Genomic DNA, 24373 nt, shown 5'->3' on the forward strand with positions numbered 1-24373 from the left:
GCGCGAGTCTGCCTGTCAGCCAACCTGGTCAGGCATTTTTTGCTTACCTTGACCATTTCTTGATGATCCATAAAAGGTTTCTGGACATAACCCACGTTAAATGAGCCTGTCTCATTTAAGGAATACGGTTATGACAGATTTTTTTCCTTCTTTTGCTCGTCAGGCACTGCGTCACCTTGCCATCTTTAATTACGTTGTACCGTCACTGCTCGTGATGGTGGGCATGCTGGTGCTTGCAGGCTGTAAAGACGAAAAGCCTGCTCAGGACGAAACACTACGACCTGTTCGGACCGTAACGGTGCCGCCGTTTTCCTCGGGGGGCCTGATGACGCAGACGGGCGAAATCCGGGCGCATGAGGAGATTGCCTTAGCCTTCAGGCTGGATGGCCGCGTGATTGCCCGAGCCGTCGATATTGGTCAGCACGTTAACGCAGGCCAGGTACTTGCCACGTTAGAGAATAATGCCGCCCAAAATCAGCTCAGCAGTGCCACTGCCGACCTCAACAGCGCACGCGCATCAGAACACGTTGCCGCTCTCACACTCCGCCGTATGCAACTGCTCATGCCGGGCGGTGCCATTTCTCGTGCGCAGTTAGATAGCGCACAAGGCGACTGGCAGGCTGCAGTCGCCCGTCGCCAGAGCAGTGAGGCCGCACTTAAAAACGCGCGCGATAATCTGGCCTGGACACAGCTTACTGCGCCAGGGGCCGGTGTGATTACGGCGGTGAATGTTCAACCCGGGCAGGTCGTCAGTGCCGCACAGACGGTGATGACGCTGGCTGCTGACGGCGATCGCGATGCCGTTTTTGACCTTGCCGAACCTACACTCTCTGAAAGTGCAACGACCACGCCAGTTAAGATTGCGCTGTTATCAAACCCCGCCGTAACGGCAGAGGGCCGTTTTCGCGATATCAGCCCGCAGGCCGATTCGCAAACACGCACCTGGCGGCTCCGCGTTATGCTGACCGATCCGCCCGCCGCGATGGCACTGGGTTCGACCGTTTTAGGCGTTTTCTCTGGAAAAGCCGACCAGGTGATTGCCCTGCCAGCCAGTGCACTGACGCGGGCCGGGGATCGCCCCGCCGTACTCGTGGTGAACACGCAAAACCAACAGATTCAGGTCAGGCCCGTTACGCTGGCACGCTTTGACGCACAGCAGATCTATCTCAGTGCCGGGGTTCAACCCGGTGAGCGCGTGGTTACCGCAGGTGTAAAAACGCTGTTGCCGGGTGAACGCGTTCAGCTTGAGGAGAGTGAAAAATGAGGTCGGACAGCAATCGGAACGGCTTTAATCTGTCCGCCTGGGCATTAGCTCACCAGCAGTTGGTCATTTTCTTTATGCTGTTGGTGATGACAACCGGCGTACTCAGTTACATCAATCTGCCCCGTAATGAAGATCCGGCCTTTACTATTAAAACCGCAGTGGTGTCCGCCCAATGGCCCGGTGCTTCGGTCGAGGACACCATGCAACTGGTCACCGATACGCTGGAAAAGAAACTTCAGGAAACGCCTTCGCTGGATTTTATTGAAAGTGAAACGCGCGCCGGGAAGTCGGTGATATTTGTCAATCTGCGCGATGATACGCCACCGGCACAGGTGCCAACTATCTGGTATCAAATCCGTAAAAAAATGCAGGATATTGCCCCGTCCCTTCCGCAAGGGGTTCAGGGCCCCAGTGTTAATGATGAATTTGGTGATACGTTTGGCACGATTTATGGTTTTACCGCCGACGGATTTAGCCCGCGTGAACTGCGTGATAAGGTCGACGAGATTCGTCGTAGCCTGATGGATGTGCCCGATACGGGCAAAATCACCCTACTGGGTGAACAGGAAGAACAGATCGTTGTCGCCTTTTCACCCAGGCAACTGGACGGCATGGGCCTTAATCTTCAGCAGGTGAGCGATGCCTTAACCGCTCAGAACGCAGTGGCACCTGCTGGGGAAATACGCACCGATAAAGAGAATATCGCGCTTCGCGTCAGTGGTGCGCTGACGACGGTGGAAAGCCTTAAGGCCGTTACCCTGCGTATTGGGCAGCGTTTTATCCCGCTGTCGAGTATCGCGACAATCACACTCCAGCCTGCGCAGCCGCCGTCTTCCACCTTCCGTATTAACGGCGAACCGGAGATTGGCCTTGCCGTCTCCATGGCCCCTTCGGGCAATATGCTCAGGTTTGGTCAGGCGCTCAATCAACGGATGACGGTTATTGCCGGCCAGCTACCTCATGGCATCAATATGATAAAGATCGCCGATCAATCCACGGTGGTGAAAACGGCTGTCAGTGGGTTTGTTCGGGTGCTGGCGGAAGCGGTCATTATTGTGCTGGCGATATCATTCTTTTCGCTGGGTTTTCGTGCCGGGCTGGTGGTTGCGGCCGCGATTCCGCTGGTGCTGGCCATGACGTTTGTCGGGATGACATTTGCAGGGATTGGCTTACAACGTATTTCGCTGGGCGCGTTGATTATTGCGCTCGGGTTGCTGGTGGATGATGCCATGATCACGGTGGAAACCATGGTTTCGCGCGTTGAAGCCGGAGACAGCAAATGGCAGGCGGCAACCTATGCATTTAAAACCACTGCCTTTCCTATGCTAACCGGCACACTGGTGATGATTGCCGGATTTATTCCTGTGGGATTTGCGGCGTCCAGTGCGGGTGAATATTGTTACTCACTCTTTGCGGTCGTCCTCATTTCCCTGCTCTGTTCCTGGGTGGTCGCTATCCTGTTTTCACCCGTTACGGGAACCTGGCTGCTGATCGAGGGTGCCGGTGCAAGGCATAAACAACCGGGACGGATGGCACGGCTTTATCACCGCCTGCTTGATCAGGCGTTACGTTATCGCTGGGCAACCGTAATAAGCGCCCTGCTGCTGCTGGGAATGGGCGTGTTCGGGACGACGCTGATGCAGGGCGAATTCTTCCCCGCGTCCGACCGTCCAGAGCTGCTGGTGAACCTGACGCTGCCGGCTAATGCCTCTCAGACCGAAACGGCGCGGCGCACCGGGCAGCTAGAAAACGTGATGCGCCGCGATAGCGATATCGATCATTTCTCCAGCTATATCGGTTCTGGTGCCGTGCGCTTTTATTTGCCGATGGAAGTCCTGCTTGATAATGAAAACACGGCACAGCTGGTAGTGGTGGCGAAGAACCTTGAAGCGCGAGACAGAGTGCGGCGTAAGCTCGAACGCATTCTGGCGCGTGATTTTAGTGATGTGACGTCGCGCGTCTCGCCCCTTGAACTGGGCCCGCCAGTTGGCTGGCCGCTCAAGTACCGTGTCACCGGCCCCGATTACAGCAACGTTCGTCACATCGCGGAAACGCTGGCCGCCCAGATCTCACGCTCGCCGGATACACGTGAAGTGAACATGACCGCAGGCGAGCCAGAACGGGCCATCAAGGTTGATGTGAACCAAACGGCAGCGCGTGCGGTCGGTGTCTCTTCGGAAAGCATAGCTTCGATGCTCAATACTGTGATGTCTGGCAGTACAGTAACCACCATCCGCGACCATAACCGGCTCATTGATGTGGTGTTAAGGGGAGACGATCGCGAGCGGCAAAATACCGACATTTTGAACGGCCTGATGCTGAATACGGCTTCCGGGCAGAAAATTCCCCTTGGGCAAGTCGCGACATTAAAATGGCAGCTTGACGATCCGGTTATCTGGCGGCGTCAGCGCTTGCCTTACATTACGGTGCAAACCGATATTGCCCCCACGCAACGCGCTGAAACGGTATCAGACCAGTTAAGGCCCGCCCTGGGTGCATTTCGTGCATCTTTACCGGCTGGCTATAACATTGAAGAAGGCGGTACCGTTGCAGAATCGAACAAGGGAAACAGCTCCGTCTTTGCCGTGTTGCCGGTGACGCTGTGTTTTATGCTTATCCTGTTGATGTTGCAGTTAAAACGCTTTTCCAGAATGCTGCTGGCGCTGTTGATGGCCCCTTTTGGCTTACCCGGCATTGTTATTGCCATGCTGCCGAGCGGTACGCCAATGGGATTCGTTGCGCTGCTGGGGATCATTGCGCTGGCCGGCATGATTATCCGTAACGCGGTGATAATGATCAGTGAGGTGGACAGTAACACCCAGGCAGGCATGGCACATAATGAGGCTATCCGCAGTGCCGCTATCCATCGCGCCCGTCCCATATTACTGACGGCCTGTGCGGCGATATTCGGTATGTTGCCCATTTCCCAGCAGGTGTTCTGGGGGCCGATGGCGTACGCCATTATTGGCGGTCTGGTTACCGGAACGCTGGTCACCTTAACACTGCTGCCTGCCACGCTCAGTCTGGTGATGGAACGGGAAAAAACGCGGTTCTGAATGCGTCCTGTCAGCGGGAAGAAAGAGGATCGATAAACGGGTGATGTTCATCTGTCACCCGCCAGGCGCAACAGAGATGCTGTCTGTAACTAAGTAACCGATAACCGGCATTCAGCAGACGATCTGACTGTTATGCGGCTGGCCCGTCGAAATAGCGCACGACAGCACCCTCCGCTGACGACTGGGTTAATAAAAAAAGCGCTGTATTACTACAGCGCTTTCTCTAATCAACAAGATCCTGAACGGGTCAGATTTTTACATAACGCCTTAAAAACTTTCCCAGTTGACCTTATCTACGTTTACTGCTTTTAAATCTGGCCTTTTCAAGGCGAGTGACGGCTGGCTCACCGGTGCGCTGATCGATGCAGGGGCATGCGCGACACTGTCATTCACTTTAAAAGTAGAAACCAGTCTCGACAGGGTTTCTGCCTGCTCCTGCAACGATTTAGACGCTGAGGATGCTTCTTCGACCAAAGAGGCGTTTTGCTGCGTCACTTCATCCATCTGCCCGATAGCCAGATGGACCTGTTCAATGCCTTTACTCTGTTCGGCCGTAGCGGCAGCAATTTCATTCACTAAGTCGGCAACCTGCTGAATAGCATTGCTGACATTATCTGAGTTACTGCCCACGCTCGTTGCCTGCTCCAGCCCCTGCTCAACCTGTGAAACGGATGCGGTAATAAGCTCTTTGATTTCGCGGGCCGCAGAGGAAGAACGTTGTGCCAGATTACGAACTTCTGAGGCGACAACCGCGAACCCGCGACCATGCTCACCGGCGCGTGCAGCTTCCACGGCGGCGTTAAGTGCCAGAATATTGGTCTGGAAAGCAATGCCTTCGATCAGGCCGGTAATTTCCGAGATTTTTGCAGAACTGCCACGAATTTCGCCCATGGTTGTCAGCATCCGACTGACTGCGCCACCATTTTGTTTAGACATGGTGTTAGCATTATTCGCCAGGTTGCTGGCCTGTACGGCACCTTCCGCATTTTGACGCACGGTATCACTCAGCGTCGCCATGCTTACCGATGTTTCTTCCAGCGATGCCGCCTGTTGCTCGGTGCGCGATGACAAATCTTCATTGCCTGCGGCGATTTGAGTGGAACCCGTACTGACGGACTGCGCAGCATGATTGACTGACAACAGCGTGGTGGAAACACGTTTAAGCAGATCGTTAAACGCTATCGCTGTCTGCCCAATTTCATCATTCCTTAGTACCGGTGCTAAATTTGTCAGATCAAGATTACTGCTGACCGTTGTCATCGTATCTTTCATGCTGGTCAGGCTTCTTTTAATACCCAGAATAATGCTGACTGAAAATATACCGAGTAATAAAATAACCAGTACAGATGCGCTGGTCATCGCCCAGATGGTCTGAGAATAAACATGATTATTTTCAGCCCTTAACGTATCACCAATTTGAATGTTCAGATCGATTTGTTTAGTGAAGTCAGATTCCATTTTGCGCGCTGCGGCACCAATGCCGTTGTCGCTCTGAAGCAGTTCAAGAGAAAGCGCATTATTATGGCTACGTGAAGCCGCGAGAAATGCGGGTAAAGCGCTACGAACGGCATCAAGATTACGCAGTGCCTGAACCGTCATGGCCTTATCATCATCGCTGGAAATATCATTCGCCATATAATAATCAGTTAACGATTTGATATTATCAAGAACGCCGTTTATTTTTTCTTCGGCTGCCACCTGTTTTGTACTGTCGGTCATTGACTGGTGGCGATATAATGCGAGACCCAGTTGGTTAGTTGCGCTAATGGATTTATTCAGATCTTTAATGCTGGGTATCGCATTAACCTGAACATATTCAAAACGAGACTGGAAGCCAGATATTACCGATAATGAAACAGCAACAAGCGCACATAGTGATAATGCCAGCAACGAAAATGCCAGCACTAAACGCTGTGTAATAGTCATAAAAAAACCCCTGGATGTTTAATAAAAGATTCGTTATCGCAATACAGTCTTATCGGCACAGCGCAAAGCAGCTTTACCTGTTAATTTCAGATATATTTCGGTTCCGAAACTTGAAAAATACCAAATAAGCGCTATGCGTTAAATTGTGGTTAAAATAATTAGGGCTGGTTTGTTAAACTTTTGGGTTTGATTCGCGCTTTTTGTTCTGTTGCCCCTGAGCGTTCAGCCGTGAAGTGTTTTATGACGCTCCGGGCTGGCTTATCAGTGAGAATAAGCAGGCGCGGAGCCAGCAGTTTATCCATAATGACAGGGACATCCGGTCAGAGTAAGGTGACTCTTTTTTGTGACAGAGATGACTATGGAAACGTTGTTTGTTTACGGCACCTTATGTCCGGGCCGCAGTAATGCGCATATCCTGGAGGGCATTGGCGGTATATGGCAGACTGGTTTTGTCAGCGGTTTTTACTTTCCTGAAGGACGAGGCGCCGCTACGGGCTTTCCCGGTATCGTCGTGGATGATCAGGCTCCGCGGGTTAATGGGTTTCTTTTCTCTTCTGACAACCTGAGCTTGCACTGGCCAATGCTGGATGAGTTTGAGGCAGGTTATGATCGCATCAGGGTTGAAACGTTCCGTGAAAACGGTGACAGCGTCACCGCATGGATTTACCAGCTTCAACCGCAGAGCGTTCCGTCAAGCGCTCAATAAGCGATCTGTCTGAGGCCAGGCTAAACCGTATCCGTCACGGTTCTCGGTTTCAGCCAGTGCAACGGGCGGGCAAACATCACCAGGTTACCACCTAAAATAAGCAGCAATCCGGCCACGTTGTGACTTTGCCACTGGTAACCTTCATACATTGTTGACAAGGTGAGTGCGACCAGCGGAAACATCAGCGTTGTGTAGGCTGCTTTTGCGGCACCCGTGCGTCTGACCAGGGTAAAATAAGCCCAAAACGCAATGACCGATCCGCATACAGACAGATAAAGCAGCGCACTCAGATAATGTAATGTCCATAGCGGCGAGAAATTCACGCCACGCGCCCAGGCGATGCCGCCCATCACGATGGCACCGTACAGCATGGCCCAGGCATTGGTGGTCATCGTTTCCAGTTGCCTGCGCTGGTGCCGCAGGCTAATCATATTCCCCAAAGAAAAACCAAAGGTGCCAAGCGCCGACAGGCCGATTCCTGTCCACAATCCTTTGTTCCAGCCGCTGACGTCCAGATCTTGCCAAAACAATACGATCATGCCGGTTAATCCCAGGGTGACGGCAAACCAGAAACGCGGTTGGGGGCGCTGCCCGAAAAAGAGGTAACTATTGACTGCGTTATAGAGCACCGCCATGGAAAAAATCACGGATTCTAAACCGGTATTGATATAGCCCGCTGCCGTGTAGAAGCACCAAAAATTAAAGCAAAACACACAGCATCCCTGTAGAAGGCAGAACAGATGATCGCGAAGTGACAAGGCACGTAGACGACCCACTACCTTCAGCAGTGACAGGAGTAAAAGGCTGGCGATAGCAAAACGCCAGAACACAGAAACGGTGACATCCACCGGCCCCTGCTGCATAAAAATAGCGATCCAGGTGGTTCCCCAGATAGCCACCACCACCGCGTAAAGTAATGCGTTCATGCGTTTTCCTTTGAGCGAGAGAGGAAACAGTGTGTCGGATTTTCCGGGCGGAGGCTTTCATGGCCTTGCGGGTGACTTGCAAAATCTTGCGCATTTAATGGAACAAATCTGGCTACCGGCCTGAACTCGCCTTAGACTGAGCCTCTGTTCATCTGGCGGAAAAGAGTTATGTCTCGCGTTTACGACACGTTTGAAACGCTGCGTCAAAAAAAGGCCGTGCTGCGCGAATCGGTCATGCTCAATTCCGGCATCAGATTGGCGGCATGGCACAACAAGCAAGACCGGGTCACGGTAAACAGTAATCATCACACGTTAAGCCTTTATGTGGCGGATGGTTACGAGAGCTATCACAAAACGGCGAGCGGATGGCGCAACGGTGGCGGGCCAGATAAATTCTGTCTGATGCCCCAGCAGAGTGAATCCAGCTGGGATGTGCGTAATGACCTCACCTTTGTGCATCTTTATTGCACCGATGAACACTTACGCGAGGTCGGCGAGAAAGTGTGGGATCGCAATCCGTTGTCGATTACGCTGGATGAGAAAATATTTTCCAGCGATCCTAAAATCACCGCCTTGTATCGTCAGTTCTTACTCAGCTGTGACTGGCAACAGCCTGCGAATCAGTTAATGCTGAGCACGGCCAGCACCCTGCTGCTAACCCACCTCATCCAGCATTATTCCAGCGTGCAGTGGCGGCTCCCGGCAGTAACCGGCGGGCTGGCGCCCTATGTCTTGCGCAATACGTTGGCATTTATTGATGAGCATCTGGCGTTGCCGCTGACGCTTGATACGTTGGCCACGCAGGCAAACCTGAGTGAATACCATTTTGCCCGCATGTTTCGTCAGTCGCTGGGCGTTGCGCCGCATCAGTACGTTATGCAACGTCGCATGGAAAACGCACAACAGATGGTGCGATCAACCTCGCTGTCGTTAACCCAGATAGCGCTGGATAATGGTTTCAGTTCCTTAAGCCACTTCAGTAATCGTTTTAAGCAGGTCACGGGCTTCACACCTTCGCAAATGCGCATGGACAATGGCGGGAGTAGGTCCTGAATCACGCGATGCGGCAAAAGACGTTGGGAAATAACAGGCTGCTGATTCGCTAACATTACAACTGAGTAACCTAAACCAATCCTCACTCACCCGCCGTTCCTGCCTTTACTCAACCTGCATCCTGATTATACTGAGCGCGGATTCATTCAGGCATCGTGGCATCTGTATGATTATCCCGATGAGCTAACGCTTTCATGGCGGTGTTGCTTACCGGAAACGCCGGCATCAGTTCAGCTGGCGATAATTGCCCTTCGGGTCAGTCAGCCATCCATAAGACGATGAGGACCAGGGTCATGTTACTGTTCAAAAACGCGCTATTCCCTCCCCCCGACTGGCACGTGCCATCGCTGTAAAACGCCTGCTTTCTGTAGTAGCAATGCTTGCGTCGGTAACAAGGCTAAACCGGCTACTGTCGCAGATTTTTAGCGGAAAGCGTGCTGGTAAGCCTCAGGCCAAACCTTGCACACGAAGGTGATTTACAGCAAATCGTCAGCCAGACATGCTCATCCTTTGATGGAACATTGATAAAGAGCCGTTCAGACGCGCGCATGATAAAGATTATCCTGCCTGCCGTTGAAATATGAGGTTAAGGGTAGCTGCATTTCGCTATGGATTAGCGGGACAAGACCTCACCGCGTGATATCAGTTTTCCACATTGAATGTTGTGATTAATCGTCATCCTGATGACAAGGAAGCGCCTCATGAATCGTTCACCTGAAAACGCGATTGCGTTAATTTTTCTTTTAATCGGCCTCACCGTCATGGTGCTGGGTATTTGGCAAATTCTGATGCAGTGAGGTAGCGCTATGCGTAAATTTACGCTCGACCAGATTTTTATTCAGGTGGTTGCTATCGCGGTCGTCATTATCCTGCTTACCATCGTGATTCGTTAATTCATGCGTGGCCAGACAATACCCACATCTGGCCATTTCCACATCACACAGTAACCGACGCCCAAAAAAACCTGCTTTTATAATCTCGCTCAACTCATCCTTGCCATTTCTGCATTACCGTCTGACGGCTGATAATGACAGCGTCAACAGCCTTTTATATTTCTCAACACCTGGCTTTTCTCTTAACTTAACCGGGAATAATTATGAATCTATGCCACAATTTTTTAATGGGTGGACTGGCAGCGATAATGACGATGGGAGGTGCAATGGCGACAGAACATCATGATCTGACGGGTTACCGTGAGGGCGCAAAGGTGATTCAGGTAAAACCCGTACGTAACCAGATCGATTCCCTCAACGGCGTCGTCTATTCACAAGTCACCACTCTGCGATCGGTCAGGCAGCTGCATATGTCGCTTCTGGTGCCACGGACGCAGGCGTTAAAGCCCGCTATCATTTATTTTCCGGGCGGCGGTTTTACCAGTGCCGATCACGATAAGTTTATTCAGATGCGTATGGCGCTGGCAGAGTCTGGTTTTGTTGTGGCGGCTGCAGAGTATCGGGTCGTACCTGATACCTTCCCGGCGCCGGTGGTGGATGGTAAAGCGGCGGTCCGCTACCTGCGACAGCATGCCGAGGATTACGGCATTGACCCTGAACGCATTGGTGTTTTAGGCGACTCGGCAGGCGGTTGGCTGGCACAAATGCTCGGCACCACCCAGGGGGAAACGTCATTCGATCGCGGCGATTTCACCGATAAATCCTCCGATGTCCAGGCGGTCGCAACCTTATACGGTATATCCGATCTCCTGAATATTGGCGAAGGGTACGCCGATGACATTCAAAAGGTTCATCAGTCTCCCGCCGTGACCGAGGCGCTACTGGTGCATGGCGCGGCTTTCCGTGACTTTGCTGGCGCAAGTATCATGGACGATACGACTAAAGCACGTCACGCCAGCCCGATGGGGCATTTGAGTAACCCTAAACCGCCCTTCCTGATTATGCACGGTGATAACGATTCGCTGGTATCGCCCCATCAAAGTGCACAGTTATTTGATGCCCTTAAAAAGGCGGGCGAGAAGGTAGACTACGTCGTCGTAAAAGGTGCAGAGCATGGTGACCTGGTTTGGTATCAGCCTGCCGTGATCGATGAGGTTGTGAACTGGTTTACCCGTGAACTCAAGCCAGAAACTGGCGCAGTAACTGATACATCTACCGATCCAAACAGCACGCTTTGACGCACAGGCAAGCCACTCAACGTGGCCTGCCTGGCAGAGGGGCAATTTAGCCTGAACAACGCTGCGTAACCGACATGGCTACCGCCTCTTTCGCCCCTTTATCCAGCAGAAGCAGATAGGCAGCGGTTATCTGCTTCACAAAGTACGCATTATTTGGCAGCGCCTCACCAAAAATGGCGTCCAGATTTAATAACGCTTTGACTCTCGGCTCGCCTTCGGCACTGGATTCTACAGCCGCTTTTAACACCGGCAGGAGCGGATCGCTCACGTCAATGGCTTTTTCCTGCTCATCGACGCCTGAGACATAGCGTATCCAACCAGCAATTCCCAGGGCAAGCAGGTCAAAATCACTTTCGTTCCTGAGATGCCAGCGAACGGAGTCAAGCCAACGCTGAGGCAGTTTTTGGCTACCGTCCATGGCAATCTGCCAGGTGCGGTGCTTCAGGGCGTGATTATCATAGCGCTCAATCAGCAGGTCAGCGTAACGGGCAAGATCAACGCCCTGCACGTTTAGCGTGGGTGCCTGTTCTTCCAGCATCAATGTCCGGGCCGCAAGACGAAAGTATTGATCTTGCATACAGTCACAAATATGTTCATAGCCTGCCAGATAACCCAAATACGCCAGAAATGAATGACTGCCGTTCAGCATACGTAACTTCATTTCTTCATAAGGCACAACGTCCTTAACTAATTCTGCCCCGGCCTTTTCCCACGCCGGCCGTCCTGCGACAAAGTTATCCTCTATTACCCACTGCCTGAAGGGCTCACAGGCTACCGCCACCGGATCCTCAACCCCGATCACCTGTGCGATTTTTTGCAAACTTTCCTGTGTCACCGCGGGCACAATACGATCCACCATAGTGGAAGGGAACGTGACGTGCTGTTCGATCCAGCTTGCCAGTTCGGGCGCTCTTTTCCGGGCGTAGGCGCAAACCACGTTGTTGATCACCCGACCATTCTCAGGAATGTTATCACACGACATTACGCTGAATGCAGGCAGTCCCGCCGCTCTGCGCCGGGCCAACGCCTCGACGATGATGCCGGGTGCGGAAAGCGGTTGATGGGGCTGCTGTAAATCAGACAGGATGAGGGGATGATCAAACATCAATTCACCGCTAGCTGGCGAATGGCAGTAGCCTTTTTCGGTGATGGTTAACGACACAATGGCGATCTGTGGCTGACACATTGCGTCAAGTACGGCTTCAATGCCATCAACCTGCGCGTGCAGTGCTTGCCTGACGACGCCCACAACCCTTCCTGTCCATGCATTCGAGGACATCTCCGCCACGGTATAAAGAAAGTCCTGATGCTTAAGGTCGGCAATCTGCTGTTCTCCCCCTATCAAATTGACTTCGATATAGCCCCAGTCACTACCCTGTTCGGCAGCAAGGATATCCGCATAGACGGCCTGGTGAGCACGGTGGAAGGCACCACATCCGAGATGCACGATTCGCGGAATCAGTTTATGACGATCCCATTGGGGAACGGTGGCGTTAGCCCGGCGTAATTTATTTGGCATTGTAATCTCTCTGTTAATTAATAATTTGGACTCGATTAATTTCTGGTTATTTTGCTGTTGAATAGATGTGTAATTTTCTGACTTAGCAACATAGTTAACATTCGTTATTATTAAAGTTAATGGGATGTATTAAATAAGTCATTCAGGAGTGGCATGAGAAGTGCGTTGATATGATCCCAGCCATAACCTGGATCATAATAATTACCGCCTCAACACATGCGCCCACTACCATACCAGATGCAACGAATAAATGGTGATATGCGCCCAACAAATTGAGGTCACACCTTTCGCATCGTTTTTATCAATCAAAATAAGTTAACAGGGCTAAATGATGGGTTAAGCTGACCCTATTCAGGCGATTACATTAATATTTACTTTTTAGCAGGAGGCGTTTTTCGATCACCCTTTTTCGGTCGGGTAAATCCTTTCGGAGTAAGATGCATTCTGCCCAGGGAAGTTAACAGATGATAAAGTACAGCCACAATTGGCGAAGAGGACACATTAAATTAACATTGCGTCTGAGAACGCTGATTCAGGGACAAGCCGTGCATTAGAATGTTAATTACTTACTCCGCTAAATTATTAACTTCATATTGTTAAATTTTTATAGCATGGATGTATGTCACATTTTTTAATTTTATTGTTTTTTTGAGACATCAATAGCATCAGGTAGCACTGATTCCTCAATGCGTCGTCGGGTTACAACGCATAATTTTACCTGTGTTCATGACATTCATGAACCCAGGAGGACATCATGTGGAAATTGAATTCAGTGATTGATATGCAAGGGACAAACCCTTACCTCGTATTTGTCAATAACGCGGGGGATACCCGGCTCCTACCCTGTAAAGATATTAGTCCCACTTCCTTAAGAACCATGAATTTTTATGAACTCGAAAATTTCCTTTACGCTGAACAGGTAAAAAATACCAATAAGGCAGAAAAACTATCGACATTATCCTGACTTTTTCTGGCCCTCTGATTGCTCTGTCTGAGGGCATTTCTTATTACAGCCCCTGGTTCATACGACTCTAACCTGGCATGTAGATGCGGTGGTGAAGAGATGAGTTTCTGGAGATTCAGGCAAGATTCCGTGCAACGTCGTTGATACAGCCGCAAAGTGTCACGCACTCACCCTGCTATCTGTTATCGCAATTCTGTCGATGACGCTGTTTGCGCTTTAGCCGCCGACGCAGTCTGAGCTTTCTCAGCACCCTCACCCTGAGCTTACGCCAAACGGTAACTGAGATGAGTGGCTGCTGAAGACTGAGCAGTGTCAAAAACATCGCGTTAACGTCCTCTCGTTGCCGTTTGTCACCCCTCATCCGGCAAAGGGCAGCAGATTAAACGGACCGCGTTCGCGGTACAGGGTGACGATAAAATCCCCCTCGCACGCCTGTTTGGCATCCATGACCGGCTAAGACTTTGCCCGGCCAGGCGCCTGTTTCCCGCACGTCTTACTTAGCCAAACGAAGGTAGCCATCGCAAGACATCAAGGATGACCGTCAGGTAGACGAGACTGCCTGCGGCTATCACCAGATTAAGAATCAGGTTATTACAAGGCGCTGTATAAGCTGCGGTTGGAAAACGCTTACGGGCCGCTTTGACCAGAACAGGGGGAAGGATGACACTCCAGATGGTAAATGCCAGCCCGGCATAGCCAATTGCGCGTATAAAGCCATCAGGCAGGAAGTAACAAACGGCCGCAGGAGGCAAATAAGTGACCAGTGCGGTCTTTAACCTGCCTGGACGGTCGTCAGAGAAATGAAAAAGATCGGCAATATAATCGAAAAGTCCAAGCGTTGCGGCTAACAATGAACTGGCTACGGCAAAGTTACCAAAGAAGGTGAGAATAATATCCATATACTGATGGGTAAATAACCCACTCAGGGCGTCCACGAAGACGTCAATATTTCCCCCTTTGGCAATAATGGGTGGAAAGTCGGCGCGAGGGATATTTCCCATTGTGACGGCTAACCAGAACAGATAAAGCAGCAGTGCGAAAGCGGAACCGATAAAAATCGAACGCGTGATATTCTTAACGCCTTGTGTGCCATATAACTTCACCAGGCTAGGTACGTTACCGTGGAAACCGTAAGAAATAATACAGAAAGGCAGGGTCATTAAGACATAAGGCAGGTATTGCGTATCAGGCAGCGCCAGCGCGGGACTGTCGATCAGTTTGGCCCCGTCGACATGCCATACCAGACCGGAAAAAGTAGCAAAAAACGCCAGAAACTTACCGATAATGAGCACCGTTGTGATACGACCAACTAAAAGCGAACTGTACCAGGCGATGCCCCCGACCAGCAGACTAACGATAACCACCGATAACCGGGCCGGAAGATGAAAATCGCTATATTTTTCCACTGTCTGGGACAGGACAGCAGAGGAGCCAGAAATATAAGCATAAGTTAAAATATATAATACAAACCCGAATGCAATACCGACGACCCCATTCCATTTATGACCTAATAAGTCCTTGGTGAAGGTGTTAAAACTCGCGCCACCACCATAATGGAGGTTAACCTCGACCAGCATTAAACCGGTTAACAGCATCATTACCGCCACAACGATTAAAATAACCGATGCTCCCGGAAACCATACGCCAGCCATAGCAACAGGAAGAGAGAACATTCCTCCACCGATAACGGTGGCAATGATAAGCATTGTTCCACTGAGCAAACCGGGTGTTGTTTTATTAATATCCATGAAAAAATGCTCCTGTTGACTCTTTATTATCATTTTGGCGTCATTCTTGATGATGTGGATACTAAACTGTTAACAGCTGACCTGTCATTAAGGCAGGTCCGAAATAAAATCCTGTTTATAAAAAACAGGCCCCTGTCAGGGGACCTGAATCGTATTAAATATAATCAAAGCGGGCAGTAAAGAAACGGAGCTGTTTGGGTTCATAAACAAACCTCAAACCGCGAATATCGTCTTTGTGTTGATACAGTTTAATGATGCCATCAGCAACAACATCCATGTGTGCGTAGGTGTAAACACGGCGTGGAATAGCCAGGCGTACTGTCTCCAGTTTGGGGCGGTGGTTTTCCCCCGTTTCTTTACTGCGCCCGGCGGAAACGATGCCACGTTCCATGCTACGCACGCCGGTTTCCATATAAATGCTGGCTGCCAGACTCTGTGCCGGAAACTGATCCTGCGTCAGATGGGGGCAAAAACGACGGGCATCAAGAAATACAGCATGTCCACCCGTCGGTTCGACAATAGGTACACCGGCATTACGGAGCTTATCTCCCAGATAGCGCACCTGTTTCACGCGATGTTCAATGTATTCATACTGCATGGCTTCACGCAACCCAATAGCCATGGCTTCCATATCACGACCGGCCAATCCGCCATATGACGGCATCCCCTCATAAACCACAACCAGCTCTTTCGCGGCCTGGAACATCTCGTCATCGTTCATGCACAGGAAGCCGCCGATATTCACCAGACAGTCTTTTTTGCCACTCATGGTGCAGCCATCGGCATAGCTGAACATTTCATGAACGATATCTTTGATGCTGGTGTTCTCGTATCCGGCTTCCTGCTCTTTAATGAAATAGGCATTTTCAACGCAGCGTGTCGCATCGTAGAAAATCTTAATGCCATATTGACGGGTCATTTCATGTACGGCACGCATATTTGCCATTGAAACGGGCTGACCGCCTGCCAGGTTCACGGTGACCGCCAGGCAGATATAGGCTATGTTATCCGCGCCCTTTTCTTCGATGAGTTTGGCTAATTTATTGAGGTCAATATCGCCTTTGAAAGGCACCTTCAGGCCAGCGTCGTGCGCTTCGTCACGAACAATATCCACAAAGGTTGCGCCGTTTTTTTCCTGATGGAATCGGGTCGTTGTAAAATACATATTCCCCGCAACATATTGACCGGGCTTAATGGCCAGCTGCGAGAGCAGGTTCTCTGCTCCGCGCCCTTGATGCGTGGGAACAATATGTTTGGGGTCAATTTGGGTATTGGAAATTATTGTACGTTAAGGCTTAAACTTGACCTCCAAGTCCCAAAGGATCTTGGGAAGATCCCCCAGGGCTCAATAGCAAGCTTACCAGCTACCATAAGGATACTTTTTCCCTTTGATAAACTCCTCGGTATCTTTTCCGTACTCATAGCCGTTAGAAAACCGCGTTATTCCTTTGCACATATCTAATTTGTCCCCTGAAACGGTTTTAAGGACTGACGGTTTGACGCGATAATTTGGCTCAGAACTAATCCCCTGCAACCAGACGGCGACTTTTCCCTCCGGAGCCAGACCAATTTGCACTCTGTCGTAATACGCAGTTCTTCCCCGATAATTCCTGTAATCACTCGGCCTGAGCATTTTCTCCAGTATGGGTTTAGGGATTGTCAGTGCGGTCTCATACACTTTTTTATCGATAATAGAGTCCCAGCAAAAAATAATATGTCTGGGAGGTCGTTTAACGTGATTCCAGTAGCCACCAGACACACGGTCTTTGTCGTTCCACTCACCGATAACGTCGGGTAGAACAGATGTACGGTTCAGGGTATTAAATTCATAAACTTTGCCATCGGCATCCTGAACAACGGCGTACGTCACCAGTGCGGGCAGCGCCTTAGGTGTGAAAAAATCAAAGGTCCACTCTACTGGCTCATCGTTTTGAGGGTCACTTCCGGGCAACGACTGCCCCTGACAGGCCGTCAGAATGAGCAACGGAAACAGCCAGGCCACACGAATTATTTCCATATTTTATTCCCATCCATATTATAAACTGTCCGCTGCCAGCGCTCGTCTGGCCGGTTGGTAAATGTTACCAGCTTCGCTGGTCTGACTGCACCGCTGATACTTCCCCGACCGTCTCTCACCACGCTGTTCCAGTTGGCTGAGCAATGGATATATTTTTCGGCCAGCATCAGAATTTCCGGCGTGGTAAAGCCGGGGGCTGACTTACCACTCCTTATGGCACGGCCCATCACGATTGCTTTTTCACACAGGCTGTTCAGTTCTGGCCGGAGTGACAGGTTGTCGTCTTTAGGTAAAATAGGGGAAAATTCCACCCCGGCATCCTGCGCCGCATCGAGCATCACTCGCAACACCACCTTCGACCAGTCGTTACGCGTCGGGCGATCGATAACCAGCGCAGCGCCGCTGCGTTTCTGTAGCGATCCGTAACGATCTGCTGGCAGTCTGTCGTCATGCCAGGTATCGACATTCACCTCCACCGCATTCAGCAGTGGCGCTATCGCGGGGTAACCGTCCATCGCTGTAAGCTCCCCGCAGGTCTGTTGATAAATCCGCGTTTCTGTGTCTGGTGTAGAAAGGGGAACGGTTTCAAAATCGGGTCGGGTAAGAAAACATAATTCATGCTCATCGGGATTGTAGCCGCCGCCTATGTCAGAATGCACCCCGGGAAGGGCCAGCTCCGGCCACGCCGGTTTCACGCTATTCAGCGCGAAATTGAAGCGGCATTCGTGCTGCGCAGTGATATGGAATACTTTATCAGCAACGCCCGGACGCAGCGCCAGATTGACATCCCCGGTATCGGCGCTGTGCGGGTTGAGGCCGTTAACCGGTGTCCCGATGGCGGCTACGGTATCAAATATCCCCAGAAAGCGGGTTTTGCCCCCGGACGTACCGGAAAAATCAATACCATTCAGACTGGCTTTAATCGCCGATACAATGGCTCTGTCCTGACTGAATATCCGGTTGGCAAAGTGGCGCGCCGCCGCCGCTCCCCGGCTGAAGCCGAAAATATCAAATTGCAACTCTTTGATGGTGCAGAACCGGGCATCTGTGTGTCTGTCTAAATAGCCCTGAATACCGGCAGCCAATGCTGCGACTGCTTTATCGGTTTTACTCACTACGCCGGTATCGCCCCGGCCAGTGCCCATTCCGTAAGTGCTGTCGCCAGCCCCGTCTTCCGTACCGATACCTTCAATATAAATGGCGTACTGTCCTGCCCCTGTATCAGTTTTTATTTCCGGGTTATAAAGCGTATAGAGCCAGTGCACGTTACTGTAGTAGCCGATATAGCTTCCGGCGGCAGTACCGCTGACTCCGCGATTCAGCTGGACACACTGCTCTAGCGCAGACATAGATTCTGCATCATTCATTCCGTAATGTTCACCGGAACAGGCGGCCTGACGGGCACCGCTGTTATTCGCATTGTTGCCAGTGCCATCAAAGAATACGCCGATGGTCAGCGTGATATCCCGTTTCTTCTTCGCGACCTGCGCTCGCTGTTCAGGCTCTGACTGCTGGGCTTGTTTTTTCGCCTTCTCAGACCGTTCGGCCAGCCGTCCGGCGTTGCAGTCGCTCTCGTAGGTGTGCGTCTGAACTGACGGAATAAATCGGGCGCGGCAAGGGCAGGAACTATAGCTGTCCAGTGAACCTGCCCACTCTTTCAGTTCATCGCCCACTTCATAGGAATCCCCCATGCCGCCGCACACCCGGAAGCGCCCCTCGTGCTTACCGCAAGTCACCGGGTCGCCCTCCCTGACCTGCTGCCGCTCTATGCCACCGATTTCGTAGGTGTCGTCAGACGCACCGGAAAGGATCCGTCCCCCGCAGGTGGTTTTATCCAGGTGATACAGATAAAATCCCGTAGTCATAATCCCTCATGAATGTAATGGTTATAAAATCAGCGCATCATACCTTAATCATGTCTTAACCAAAATCTTCGGCTTATGATTACCGGTACCATGCCTGGATACGGCAGATTTGCGAAGGACCGTACTCCGTGCATCCGCTGTTTCCCGGATACTGAGTTTCTTGACCTGCCGGTAGTACAGGACTTTATGATGACGCTCCTGTTCGGCCTGTTTCCTCTATATTTACCCAACGTATTTACGCGTTCAATTTCCTGTTTTTGCCGCTGGCGGCGGCTCAGCCAGTCCTTATGCGAGATTACGGCCATCAGATCGAAAAGCATATTATTTATAGCGGTTATCACGGCGCCGGTAATCGGGTCGGCCTGCGAAGAGTCTTTATCTGACAGTGCCTGCCAAAGCACTGAGGGAAACTGGCCGTATTGAACGAACGCTGTTTATGCTCGACTGGTTCCGCGATCCGGCACTGCGTCGGCGGGTACGGGCTGGTCTAACTAAAGGAGGAGCCGTAACGCGCTTGCGCGTACGATATTTATGGAAAGAGCGGTCGATGCCCTGAAGCGTAAAGCTTTAAATATCAACGAGCTACTGCTGCCGCATTTAAGGCTATCAGTGTCACCTGTTGAGATAACAGTTTTGTGGCAATACTGGCTACAGCAATCACTAATATGATCACTAAAGAAAAGGCGATGTATGACCATCGCCTGAGTGATCAGAACGTATTAACACCCGATGCGTTATTTATTCTCGGGTAATTTTCATCGCCATATCGATTGATATCGCCATGCTCTCGGGATTCGCCTTGCCTGTCCAGGCAATATTGAATGCGGTGCCGTGATCGGCTGAGGTGCGCAGGAAAGGCAATCCTGCCGTGATATTCACACCGTCGTAAAAACCGAGGAGCTTAAGTGGGATATGTCCCTGATCGTGATACATCGCGACAACGATGTCATACATACCTTCATTACACTGCATAAATACGGTGTCCGGCGGACAAGGGCCATAAACATCAATGCCCTGCGCTTTCATTGCGTCTATAGCCGGCGTCAGGATTCGAATCTCTTCATCACCAAACAGACCATTTTCGCCAGCGTGTGGGTTTACGCCTGCAACCGCAATACGCGGCTGGGTGAAGCCAACCCGGCGTAAAAAGGTATCGGCGATTCTGATGACCGTTTCCACCCGTTCCTGACTGAGCGTATCCAGGAACTTACGCAGCGAAATATGCGTGGTGACGTGGATAACCTTCAGCTTATCGGTGTACAGCACCATCGAATAATCTTTGGTGTCCGTCAACATCGCGAGTAACTCGGTGTGGCCGGGATAATGATGTCCTGCAAGGTGCAGCGCTTCCTTATTCAGTGGCGCGGTAGCAATCGCTTTGACCTCGCCACGCATCGCCATTTCGGTTGCTCGCTTGATGCACCGATAGGCCACATCACCGGCTTCGGGCTGAACCACACCACACTGCAACGCCTCCGGATGGGCAACTTTCTCATCAATAATGTGAATGATGCCCGGCGCGAACTGTGCCTGATCCACCTGCTCAATAACTCTGAGTTCAACCTGAGGTGTGATATTCATTGCCAGTATACGGCGGAAAGTCTGTGCGCAGCCGATAACCACCGCGGGTGAGCCATTCAATGGCCCTTTGGCTAAAGCCTTGATAATGATTTCAGGACCGATCCCTGCAGGATCGCCCATTGTTATAGCAACAGTATTAGTCACCTGTTTTCTCCTCAACGAAACTCAAAATTTTTAAGAGGGTGGTTTCATCACCGAAAGCACCGGCTTTAGTAAATACAGTCTGATTCCAGTCACAGCCAAGTAAGCGCCCGTAGGGAACACAACCTGCAGCCCTGCCCCGAATTCTGAATCCTGTTGCGCCCAATGCGGTTGCGGTTGCAGTCGCGACATCACCACCGGAGAGATACAGTGCTTTTGGTGGCGTGATGCGCATGACCGAATGGACCAGTTCTCCAAGCAGAAAACTGATTTTTTCACCCAGTTGCTTACGGGTAATGCCACGTTGTTCACACAGCCTCTGTATATGTTGCCTGTCGCCACTGTCACAGCAGGTATGAACCAGACAATGTGAGCCATGACGAAGAATGCAGGTAATGGCCTCTCTGAAACGATCGCTACCTTTCTCCAGCAGTTCAGCGGTATCGATATAGACGTGTTCAACTCGCGGATGTTCTGCGGCTAGCACCAGTTGTCTTTGAGCGACTTCACTCATTGAACCCACCACAGCGAACAGGCCTGGGTACTTTTTGGCTGACGTAAAATAGCGAGCAAAAGCATCACACAGCCCAGCTGAGCCTACCAGCAACGGCTTTGGCCGTAACGATGCACATATTTCTACGATGTGATCCAACTCAGCATCAGTTTTTGCATCAACGATGAGGGCGGTCATTCCTTCGCGCACCTCTTGCGCGTGCCGGGCAAGATCGCTGCACCTGACGTTAATGCAGCTAATGCCACTCTGTTTTTGCACAATGTCACTGATATCTGCACTCACGATCGGGGTTTTTGGATCGCTGGCAAATTCCGTCGCGGTGAGCAACTTGCCGGAAACCAGACATTCACCGTTTTGCGTTGTTCGTCCTGCTGACGGAAACGCAGGCGCAATGACCGCCAGATTGATGCCGGTTGCCTGCAACACTGCCTCTGTTTCGGCTCCGGGATTACCTCGCATCGTCGAATCGATCTTTTTGATAAACCACTCCACGGTCATACCGGGTTGGTCTGCCAAAAGTGCAGTCATGTGGTTTGTGACTTGCTGTGCGGCATCGCTCGCTGAATACGCCCTGCTGTCGCTGTTCAGCACAATCGCCTGAGCCTTACTCAGATAGGGCTTTTGGAAAATGACATCCACGACCATGCCCGCTTCAGCCAGCGAAACACCGGCATCATTCGCGCCGGTGAAATCATCGGCCAGCACAATGCATTTTTTTTGATTACCCGCCTGCACCGTCATTGGATCTCCAATGCTACTCATCCGTCATTTGATTATATTCAATCACAATCGATTATATGTGAGCAAGATCAATTTAATAAAGCCTTATTTTATTTATAAATTTAGTCACTGAGTGAATGCGCTACAGCAGCATGAAGAATTTCAGTCAAAAATGGGGAGAAAAACGTGGCATTAATTAACAGTACAATCTTAAGCGGTTCCAACGCGATAAACGCCCTCACGCCAGTCGTGGTGGGCCGTAACCGACTGCTGGTTTTGACAGACAAGAACATTGTGAATTTGTCCGCGACTCAGCAAATTCTGGCACTGCTGGGCCAGGATGACCGTCATGTTGAACTTATTGATGATGTTCCCGCTGAGCCAACGCATACCGATGTTGAGGCCGTGCTGACGCGCGCGACAGGCAAAACCTATGATTTGGTGGTGGGCATTGGCGGCGGAAGCGTTTTAGATGTGGCGAAGCTCCTCTCTGTTTTATGCCATGCTTCCAGCCCGTCGCTTAAGGCGCTGCTGGACGGTCAGAAAATCGAAGCCCGTTTGCCCTCGCTGCTCATTCCTTCTACTGCGGGCACCGGATCGGAATCGACACCCAATGCGATTCTGGCCATTCCAGAGAAAAATACCAAAGTGGGCATTATTTCTCCTGTGATGCTGCCCGATTATGTTGCCCTGCTACCCGAACTGACAACCAGCATGCCGGCGCACATCGCCTCTTCAACGGGCATTGATGCGTTGTGCCATTTACTTGAATGCTACACCGCCACCATTTCTAACCCTGTGGGCGACAACGTGGCGTTAATGGGTCTGCATAAATTATTCCGTAATCTCGAAACATCCGTTAATGAGCCGCATAACCTGAACGCAAGGCTGGAGATGCTGTGGGCTTCTTATTATGGCGGCGCGGCGATTGCCCATGCCGGCACTCACCTTGTGCATGCGCTTTCTTATCCGCTGGGCGGGACCTGGCATCTGCCTCACGGTGTCGCCAACGCCATTCTGCTGGCACCCTGCATGAAAGTCGTGCGCCCGTTTGCCGTGGAAAAATTTGCCAACGTTTGGGACCTGATTCCGGATGCCGATACCACGCTAAGCCAGGAAGAGAAATCCCATGCGCTGGTCGACTATCTCGCCAAATTAGTTAAACGACTCAACCTGCCGGATAACCTTGAAGCCTTAGGTGTGCCTTCAGATGACATTGATTCCCTTAGCGAAGCGGCTCTGAATGTGAAGCGGTTGATGAACAATGCGCCTTGCGTGGTCAGCCATCAGGACGTGGCTGCGATTTACCGGACGCTTTTCCCAACGGTTTAATTTAAAAAGGAGTGGGCAATGAGTAAAAAAATTGAAGGTGTGCTAACAGCGATTGTTACCCCTTTTGACAAAGAAGGTGAGCTTAATCTTGATGAGCTTAAACGTCAGGTGATTCGTCAACTGAATGCGGGCAATGGGATTTTCTGCGGCGGCACTAACGGTGAGTTTTTTGTTCTGAATGAAAAAGAGAAACTTACTGTTACTGAAACCTGTGTCGATGAAGTATCAGGACGCGGAAACGTCGTTGCACATATTGGTGAGATCTCTACCCGTGAAACCATTCGCTTAGGTAAACAAATTGAGAAACTGGGCGTAGACGCGGTTTCGGTTATTACGCCTTACTTTGTTCCCCTCAATCAACGCGAACTGATTAACCATTATACGGCTATCGCCGATGCCCTTTCCGTCCCGGTTTTTTTGTACAACATTCCGGCCAGAACGGGCAATACCATTGCGCCAGAAACGGCCCGCATACTGGCTGAGCATCCCAATATTATTGGCGTAAAAGACAGTGCGGGAAGCTACGAAAGCCTGAGTGGATATCTGGATGCGGTGAAGGATAGCAAAGACTTTGCTGTCCTGAACGGGCCGGATTCGCTTATCCATCAGGGTTATGTAGACGGCTGTTCAGCCTGTATTTCAGGTCTGGCTAACGTTGCGCCCCGTCAAATAAATGATATCTGGTCCCGGTTCCACGCCGGAGATATCGACGGATCGCGATTGGCACAAGAGCAGGTAACGGGTTTACGCACCGACCTTTATAAAGTGGCCTTTTCACCTGCAGCGGTAAAAAAAGCGTTGCAGATTCTGGGCCATAACGTGGGCGAAAGTCGTTATGCGATTCATTTTGATGCCGCTCAGGAAGATGAAATCCGCAGAATCATCAACCTCTACCTGAAGTGATAATAAG

General features: G+C 51.0%; 17 protein-coding genes and 3 pseudogenes. 9 read left to right on the plus strand and 11 right to left on the minus strand.

The window, feature by feature from the left end; translation table 11 throughout:
• The first annotated feature begins 130 nt into the window (after positions 1–130).
• Complete coding sequence (locus CMR03_RS12735; RefSeq protein ID WP_096011608.1) at positions 131–1264, plus strand: efflux RND transporter periplasmic adaptor subunit; 1134 nt, start codon at positions 131–133, stop codon at positions 1262–1264.
• Complete coding sequence (locus tag CMR03_RS12740) at positions 1261–4320, plus strand: efflux RND transporter permease subunit (RefSeq protein WP_096011609.1); 3060 nt, start codon at positions 1261–1263, stop codon at positions 4318–4320. Before CMR03_RS12735 ends, CMR03_RS12740 begins: the two co-directional genes overlap by 4 nt.
• Positions 4321–4587: 267 nt before the next feature.
• Here the strand turns inward: CMR03_RS12740 and CMR03_RS12745 are convergent, their stop codons facing one another.
• Complete coding sequence (locus CMR03_RS12745) at positions 4588–6246, minus strand: methyl-accepting chemotaxis protein (protein ID WP_096011610.1); 1659 nt, start codon at positions 6244–6246, stop codon at positions 4588–4590.
• Positions 6247–6604: 358 nt separating this feature from the next.
• On the opposite strand from CMR03_RS12745, the gene CMR03_RS12750 reads away from it, so the two are divergent.
• A complete protein-coding gene (locus tag CMR03_RS12750) occupies positions 6605–6952 on the plus strand; it encodes a gamma-glutamylcyclotransferase family protein (RefSeq protein ID WP_096011611.1) in 348 nt (115 codons plus the stop codon).
• A gap of 20 nt (positions 6953–6972) precedes the next feature.
• Here the strand turns inward: CMR03_RS12750 and CMR03_RS12755 are convergent, their stop codons facing one another.
• Positions 6973–7878, minus strand: coding sequence for a DMT family transporter (locus tag CMR03_RS12755; RefSeq protein ID WP_096011612.1), 906 nt, complete (start codon positions 7876–7878; stop codon positions 6973–6975).
• Positions 7879–8046: 168 nt separating this feature from the next.
• Between CMR03_RS12755 and CMR03_RS12760 the strand changes: the two genes are divergently transcribed.
• Both CMR03_RS12760 and mgtR read left to right on the plus strand, forming a co-directional pair.
• Entirely contained in the window at positions 8047–8931 is an 885-nt protein-coding gene (locus CMR03_RS12760) for a helix-turn-helix domain-containing protein (RefSeq protein ID WP_096011613.1), read from the plus strand.
• A gap of 683 nt (positions 8932–9614) precedes the next feature.
• Positions 9615–9728 carry a protein MgtR gene (gene mgtR, locus CMR03_RS25385; RefSeq protein WP_096011614.1) on the plus strand — a complete coding sequence of 38 codons (114 nt, stop codon included), beginning with the start codon at positions 9615–9617 and terminating at the stop codon, positions 9726–9728.
• Here the strand turns inward: mgtR and CMR03_RS25800 are convergent.
• A complete protein-coding gene (locus CMR03_RS25800) occupies positions 9675–9917 on the minus strand; it encodes a hypothetical protein (protein WP_257469723.1) in 243 nt (80 codons plus the stop codon). The genes mgtR and CMR03_RS25800 overlap by 54 nt on opposite strands.
• 110 nt (positions 9918–10027) lie before the next feature.
• Between CMR03_RS25800 and CMR03_RS12775 the strand changes: the two genes are divergently transcribed.
• Positions 10028–11062, plus strand: a complete 1035-nt coding sequence (locus CMR03_RS12775) for an alpha/beta hydrolase (protein ID WP_096011615.1) — start codon at positions 10028–10030, stop codon at positions 11060–11062.
• A gap of 46 nt (positions 11063–11108) precedes the next feature.
• Here the strand turns inward: CMR03_RS12775 and CMR03_RS12780 are convergent, their stop codons facing one another.
• The 6 genes and pseudogenes from CMR03_RS12780 to CMR03_RS25585 form a co-directional block, all read right to left on the minus strand.
• Positions 11109–12581: a mannitol dehydrogenase family protein gene (locus tag CMR03_RS12780; RefSeq protein WP_096011616.1), complete on the minus strand. Its 1473-nt coding sequence runs from the start codon at positions 12579–12581 to the stop codon at positions 11109–11111.
• Between the two features lie 1461 nt (positions 12582–14042).
• Positions 14043–15293 carry an aromatic amino acid transporter gene (locus tag CMR03_RS12790; RefSeq protein ID WP_096011618.1) on the minus strand — a complete coding sequence of 417 codons (1251 nt, stop codon included), beginning with the start codon at positions 15291–15293 and terminating at the stop codon, positions 14043–14045.
• A gap of 154 nt (positions 15294–15447) precedes the next feature.
• Positions 15448–16548: pseudogene (locus tag CMR03_RS12795) on the minus strand (tyrosine phenol-lyase); the annotation flags it as partial.
• Between the two features lie 102 nt (positions 16549–16650).
• A complete protein-coding gene (locus tag CMR03_RS12800; protein WP_063876930.1) occupies positions 16651–17310 on the minus strand; it encodes a DUF2931 family protein in 660 nt (219 codons plus the stop codon).
• Positions 17301–19175, minus strand: a complete 1875-nt coding sequence (locus CMR03_RS12805; RefSeq protein ID WP_096011619.1) for a phospholipase effector Tle1 domain-containing protein — start codon at positions 19173–19175, stop codon at positions 17301–17303. Before CMR03_RS12805 ends, CMR03_RS12800 begins: the two co-directional genes overlap by 10 nt.
• A gap of 79 nt (positions 19176–19254) precedes the next feature.
• Positions 19255–19570 (minus strand): annotated as a pseudogene (locus CMR03_RS25585) (recombinase family protein); the annotation flags it as partial.
• Between CMR03_RS25585 and CMR03_RS12815 the strand changes: the two are divergent.
• A pseudogene (locus CMR03_RS12815) lies at positions 19567–19775 on the plus strand (Tn3 family transposase); the annotation flags it as partial. The pseudogenes CMR03_RS25585 and CMR03_RS12815 sit on opposite strands and share 4 nt — an antisense overlap.
• 138 nt (positions 19776–19913) lie before the next feature.
• Here CMR03_RS12815 and CMR03_RS12820 read toward each other — a convergent pair.
• Both CMR03_RS12820 and dtnK read right to left on the minus strand, forming a co-directional pair.
• On the minus strand, positions 19914–20876 hold the full coding sequence (locus CMR03_RS12820) for a D-threonate 4-phosphate dehydrogenase (protein WP_244181377.1): 963 nt from the start codon (positions 20874–20876) through the stop codon (positions 19914–19916).
• Positions 20877–20892: 16 nt separating this feature from the next.
• Positions 20893–22173 carry a D-threonate kinase gene (dtnK, locus tag CMR03_RS12825; protein WP_244181374.1) on the minus strand — a complete coding sequence of 427 codons (1281 nt, stop codon included), beginning with the start codon at positions 22171–22173 and terminating at the stop codon, positions 20893–20895.
• Between the two features lie 144 nt (positions 22174–22317).
• On the opposite strand from dtnK, the gene CMR03_RS12830 reads away from it, so the two are divergent.
• Positions 22318–23463, plus strand: coding sequence for an iron-containing alcohol dehydrogenase (locus tag CMR03_RS12830; RefSeq protein ID WP_096011622.1), 1146 nt, complete (start codon positions 22318–22320; stop codon positions 23461–23463).
• A gap of 18 nt (positions 23464–23481) precedes the next feature.
• Positions 23482–24366, plus strand: coding sequence for a dihydrodipicolinate synthase family protein (locus CMR03_RS12835; RefSeq protein ID WP_063876935.1), 885 nt, complete (start codon positions 23482–23484; stop codon positions 24364–24366).
• Positions 24367–24373 lie beyond the last annotated feature (7 nt).

It is taken from the genome of Pantoea allii, assembly GCF_002307475.1.
Classification (GTDB): domain Bacteria; phylum Pseudomonadota; class Gammaproteobacteria; order Enterobacterales; family Enterobacteriaceae; genus Pantoea; species Pantoea allii.

Excerpts from the sequence above, each read along its gene's own strand:
- CMR03_RS12740 (WP_096011609.1), top strand. The coding sequence starts at position 1,261 with ATGAGGTCGGACAGCAATCGGAACGGCTTTAATCTGTCCGCCTGGGCA.
- CMR03_RS12820 (WP_244181377.1), bottom strand. The coding sequence starts at position 20,876 with ATGGGCGATCCTGCAGGGATCGGTCCTGAAATCATTATCAAGGCTTTA.
- CMR03_RS12790 (WP_096011618.1), bottom strand. The coding sequence starts at position 15,293 with ATGGATATTAATAAAACAACACCCGGTTTGCTCAGTGGAACAATGCTT.
- CMR03_RS12750 (WP_096011611.1), top strand. The coding sequence starts at position 6,605 with ATGGAAACGTTGTTTGTTTACGGCACCTTATGTCCGGGCCGCAGTAAT.
- CMR03_RS12800 (WP_063876930.1), bottom strand. The coding sequence starts at position 17,310 with ATGGAAATAATTCGTGTGGCCTGGCTGTTTCCGTTGCTCATTCTGACG.
- mgtR (WP_096011614.1), top strand. The coding sequence starts at position 9,615 with ATGACAAGGAAGCGCCTCATGAATCGTTCACCTGAAAACGCGATTGCG.
- CMR03_RS12835 (WP_063876935.1), top strand. The coding sequence starts at position 23,482 with ATGAGTAAAAAAATTGAAGGTGTGCTAACAGCGATTGTTACCCCTTTT.
- CMR03_RS12755 (WP_096011612.1), bottom strand. The coding sequence starts at position 7,878 with ATGAACGCATTACTTTACGCGGTGGTGGTGGCTATCTGGGGAACCACC.
- CMR03_RS12760 (WP_096011613.1), top strand. The coding sequence starts at position 8,047 with ATGTCTCGCGTTTACGACACGTTTGAAACGCTGCGTCAAAAAAAGGCC.
- CMR03_RS12735 (WP_096011608.1), top strand. The coding sequence starts at position 131 with ATGACAGATTTTTTTCCTTCTTTTGCTCGTCAGGCACTGCGTCACCTT.
- dtnK (WP_244181374.1), bottom strand. The coding sequence starts at position 22,173 with ATGAGTAGCATTGGAGATCCAATGACGGTGCAGGCGGGTAATCAAAAA.
- CMR03_RS12745 (WP_096011610.1), bottom strand. The coding sequence starts at position 6,246 with ATGACTATTACACAGCGTTTAGTGCTGGCATTTTCGTTGCTGGCATTA.
- CMR03_RS12775 (WP_096011615.1), top strand. The coding sequence starts at position 10,028 with ATGAATCTATGCCACAATTTTTTAATGGGTGGACTGGCAGCGATAATG.
- CMR03_RS12780 (WP_096011616.1), bottom strand. The coding sequence starts at position 12,581 with ATGCCAAATAAATTACGCCGGGCTAACGCCACCGTTCCCCAATGGGAT.
- CMR03_RS12805 (WP_096011619.1), bottom strand. The coding sequence starts at position 19,175 with ATGACTACGGGATTTTATCTGTATCACCTGGATAAAACCACCTGCGGG.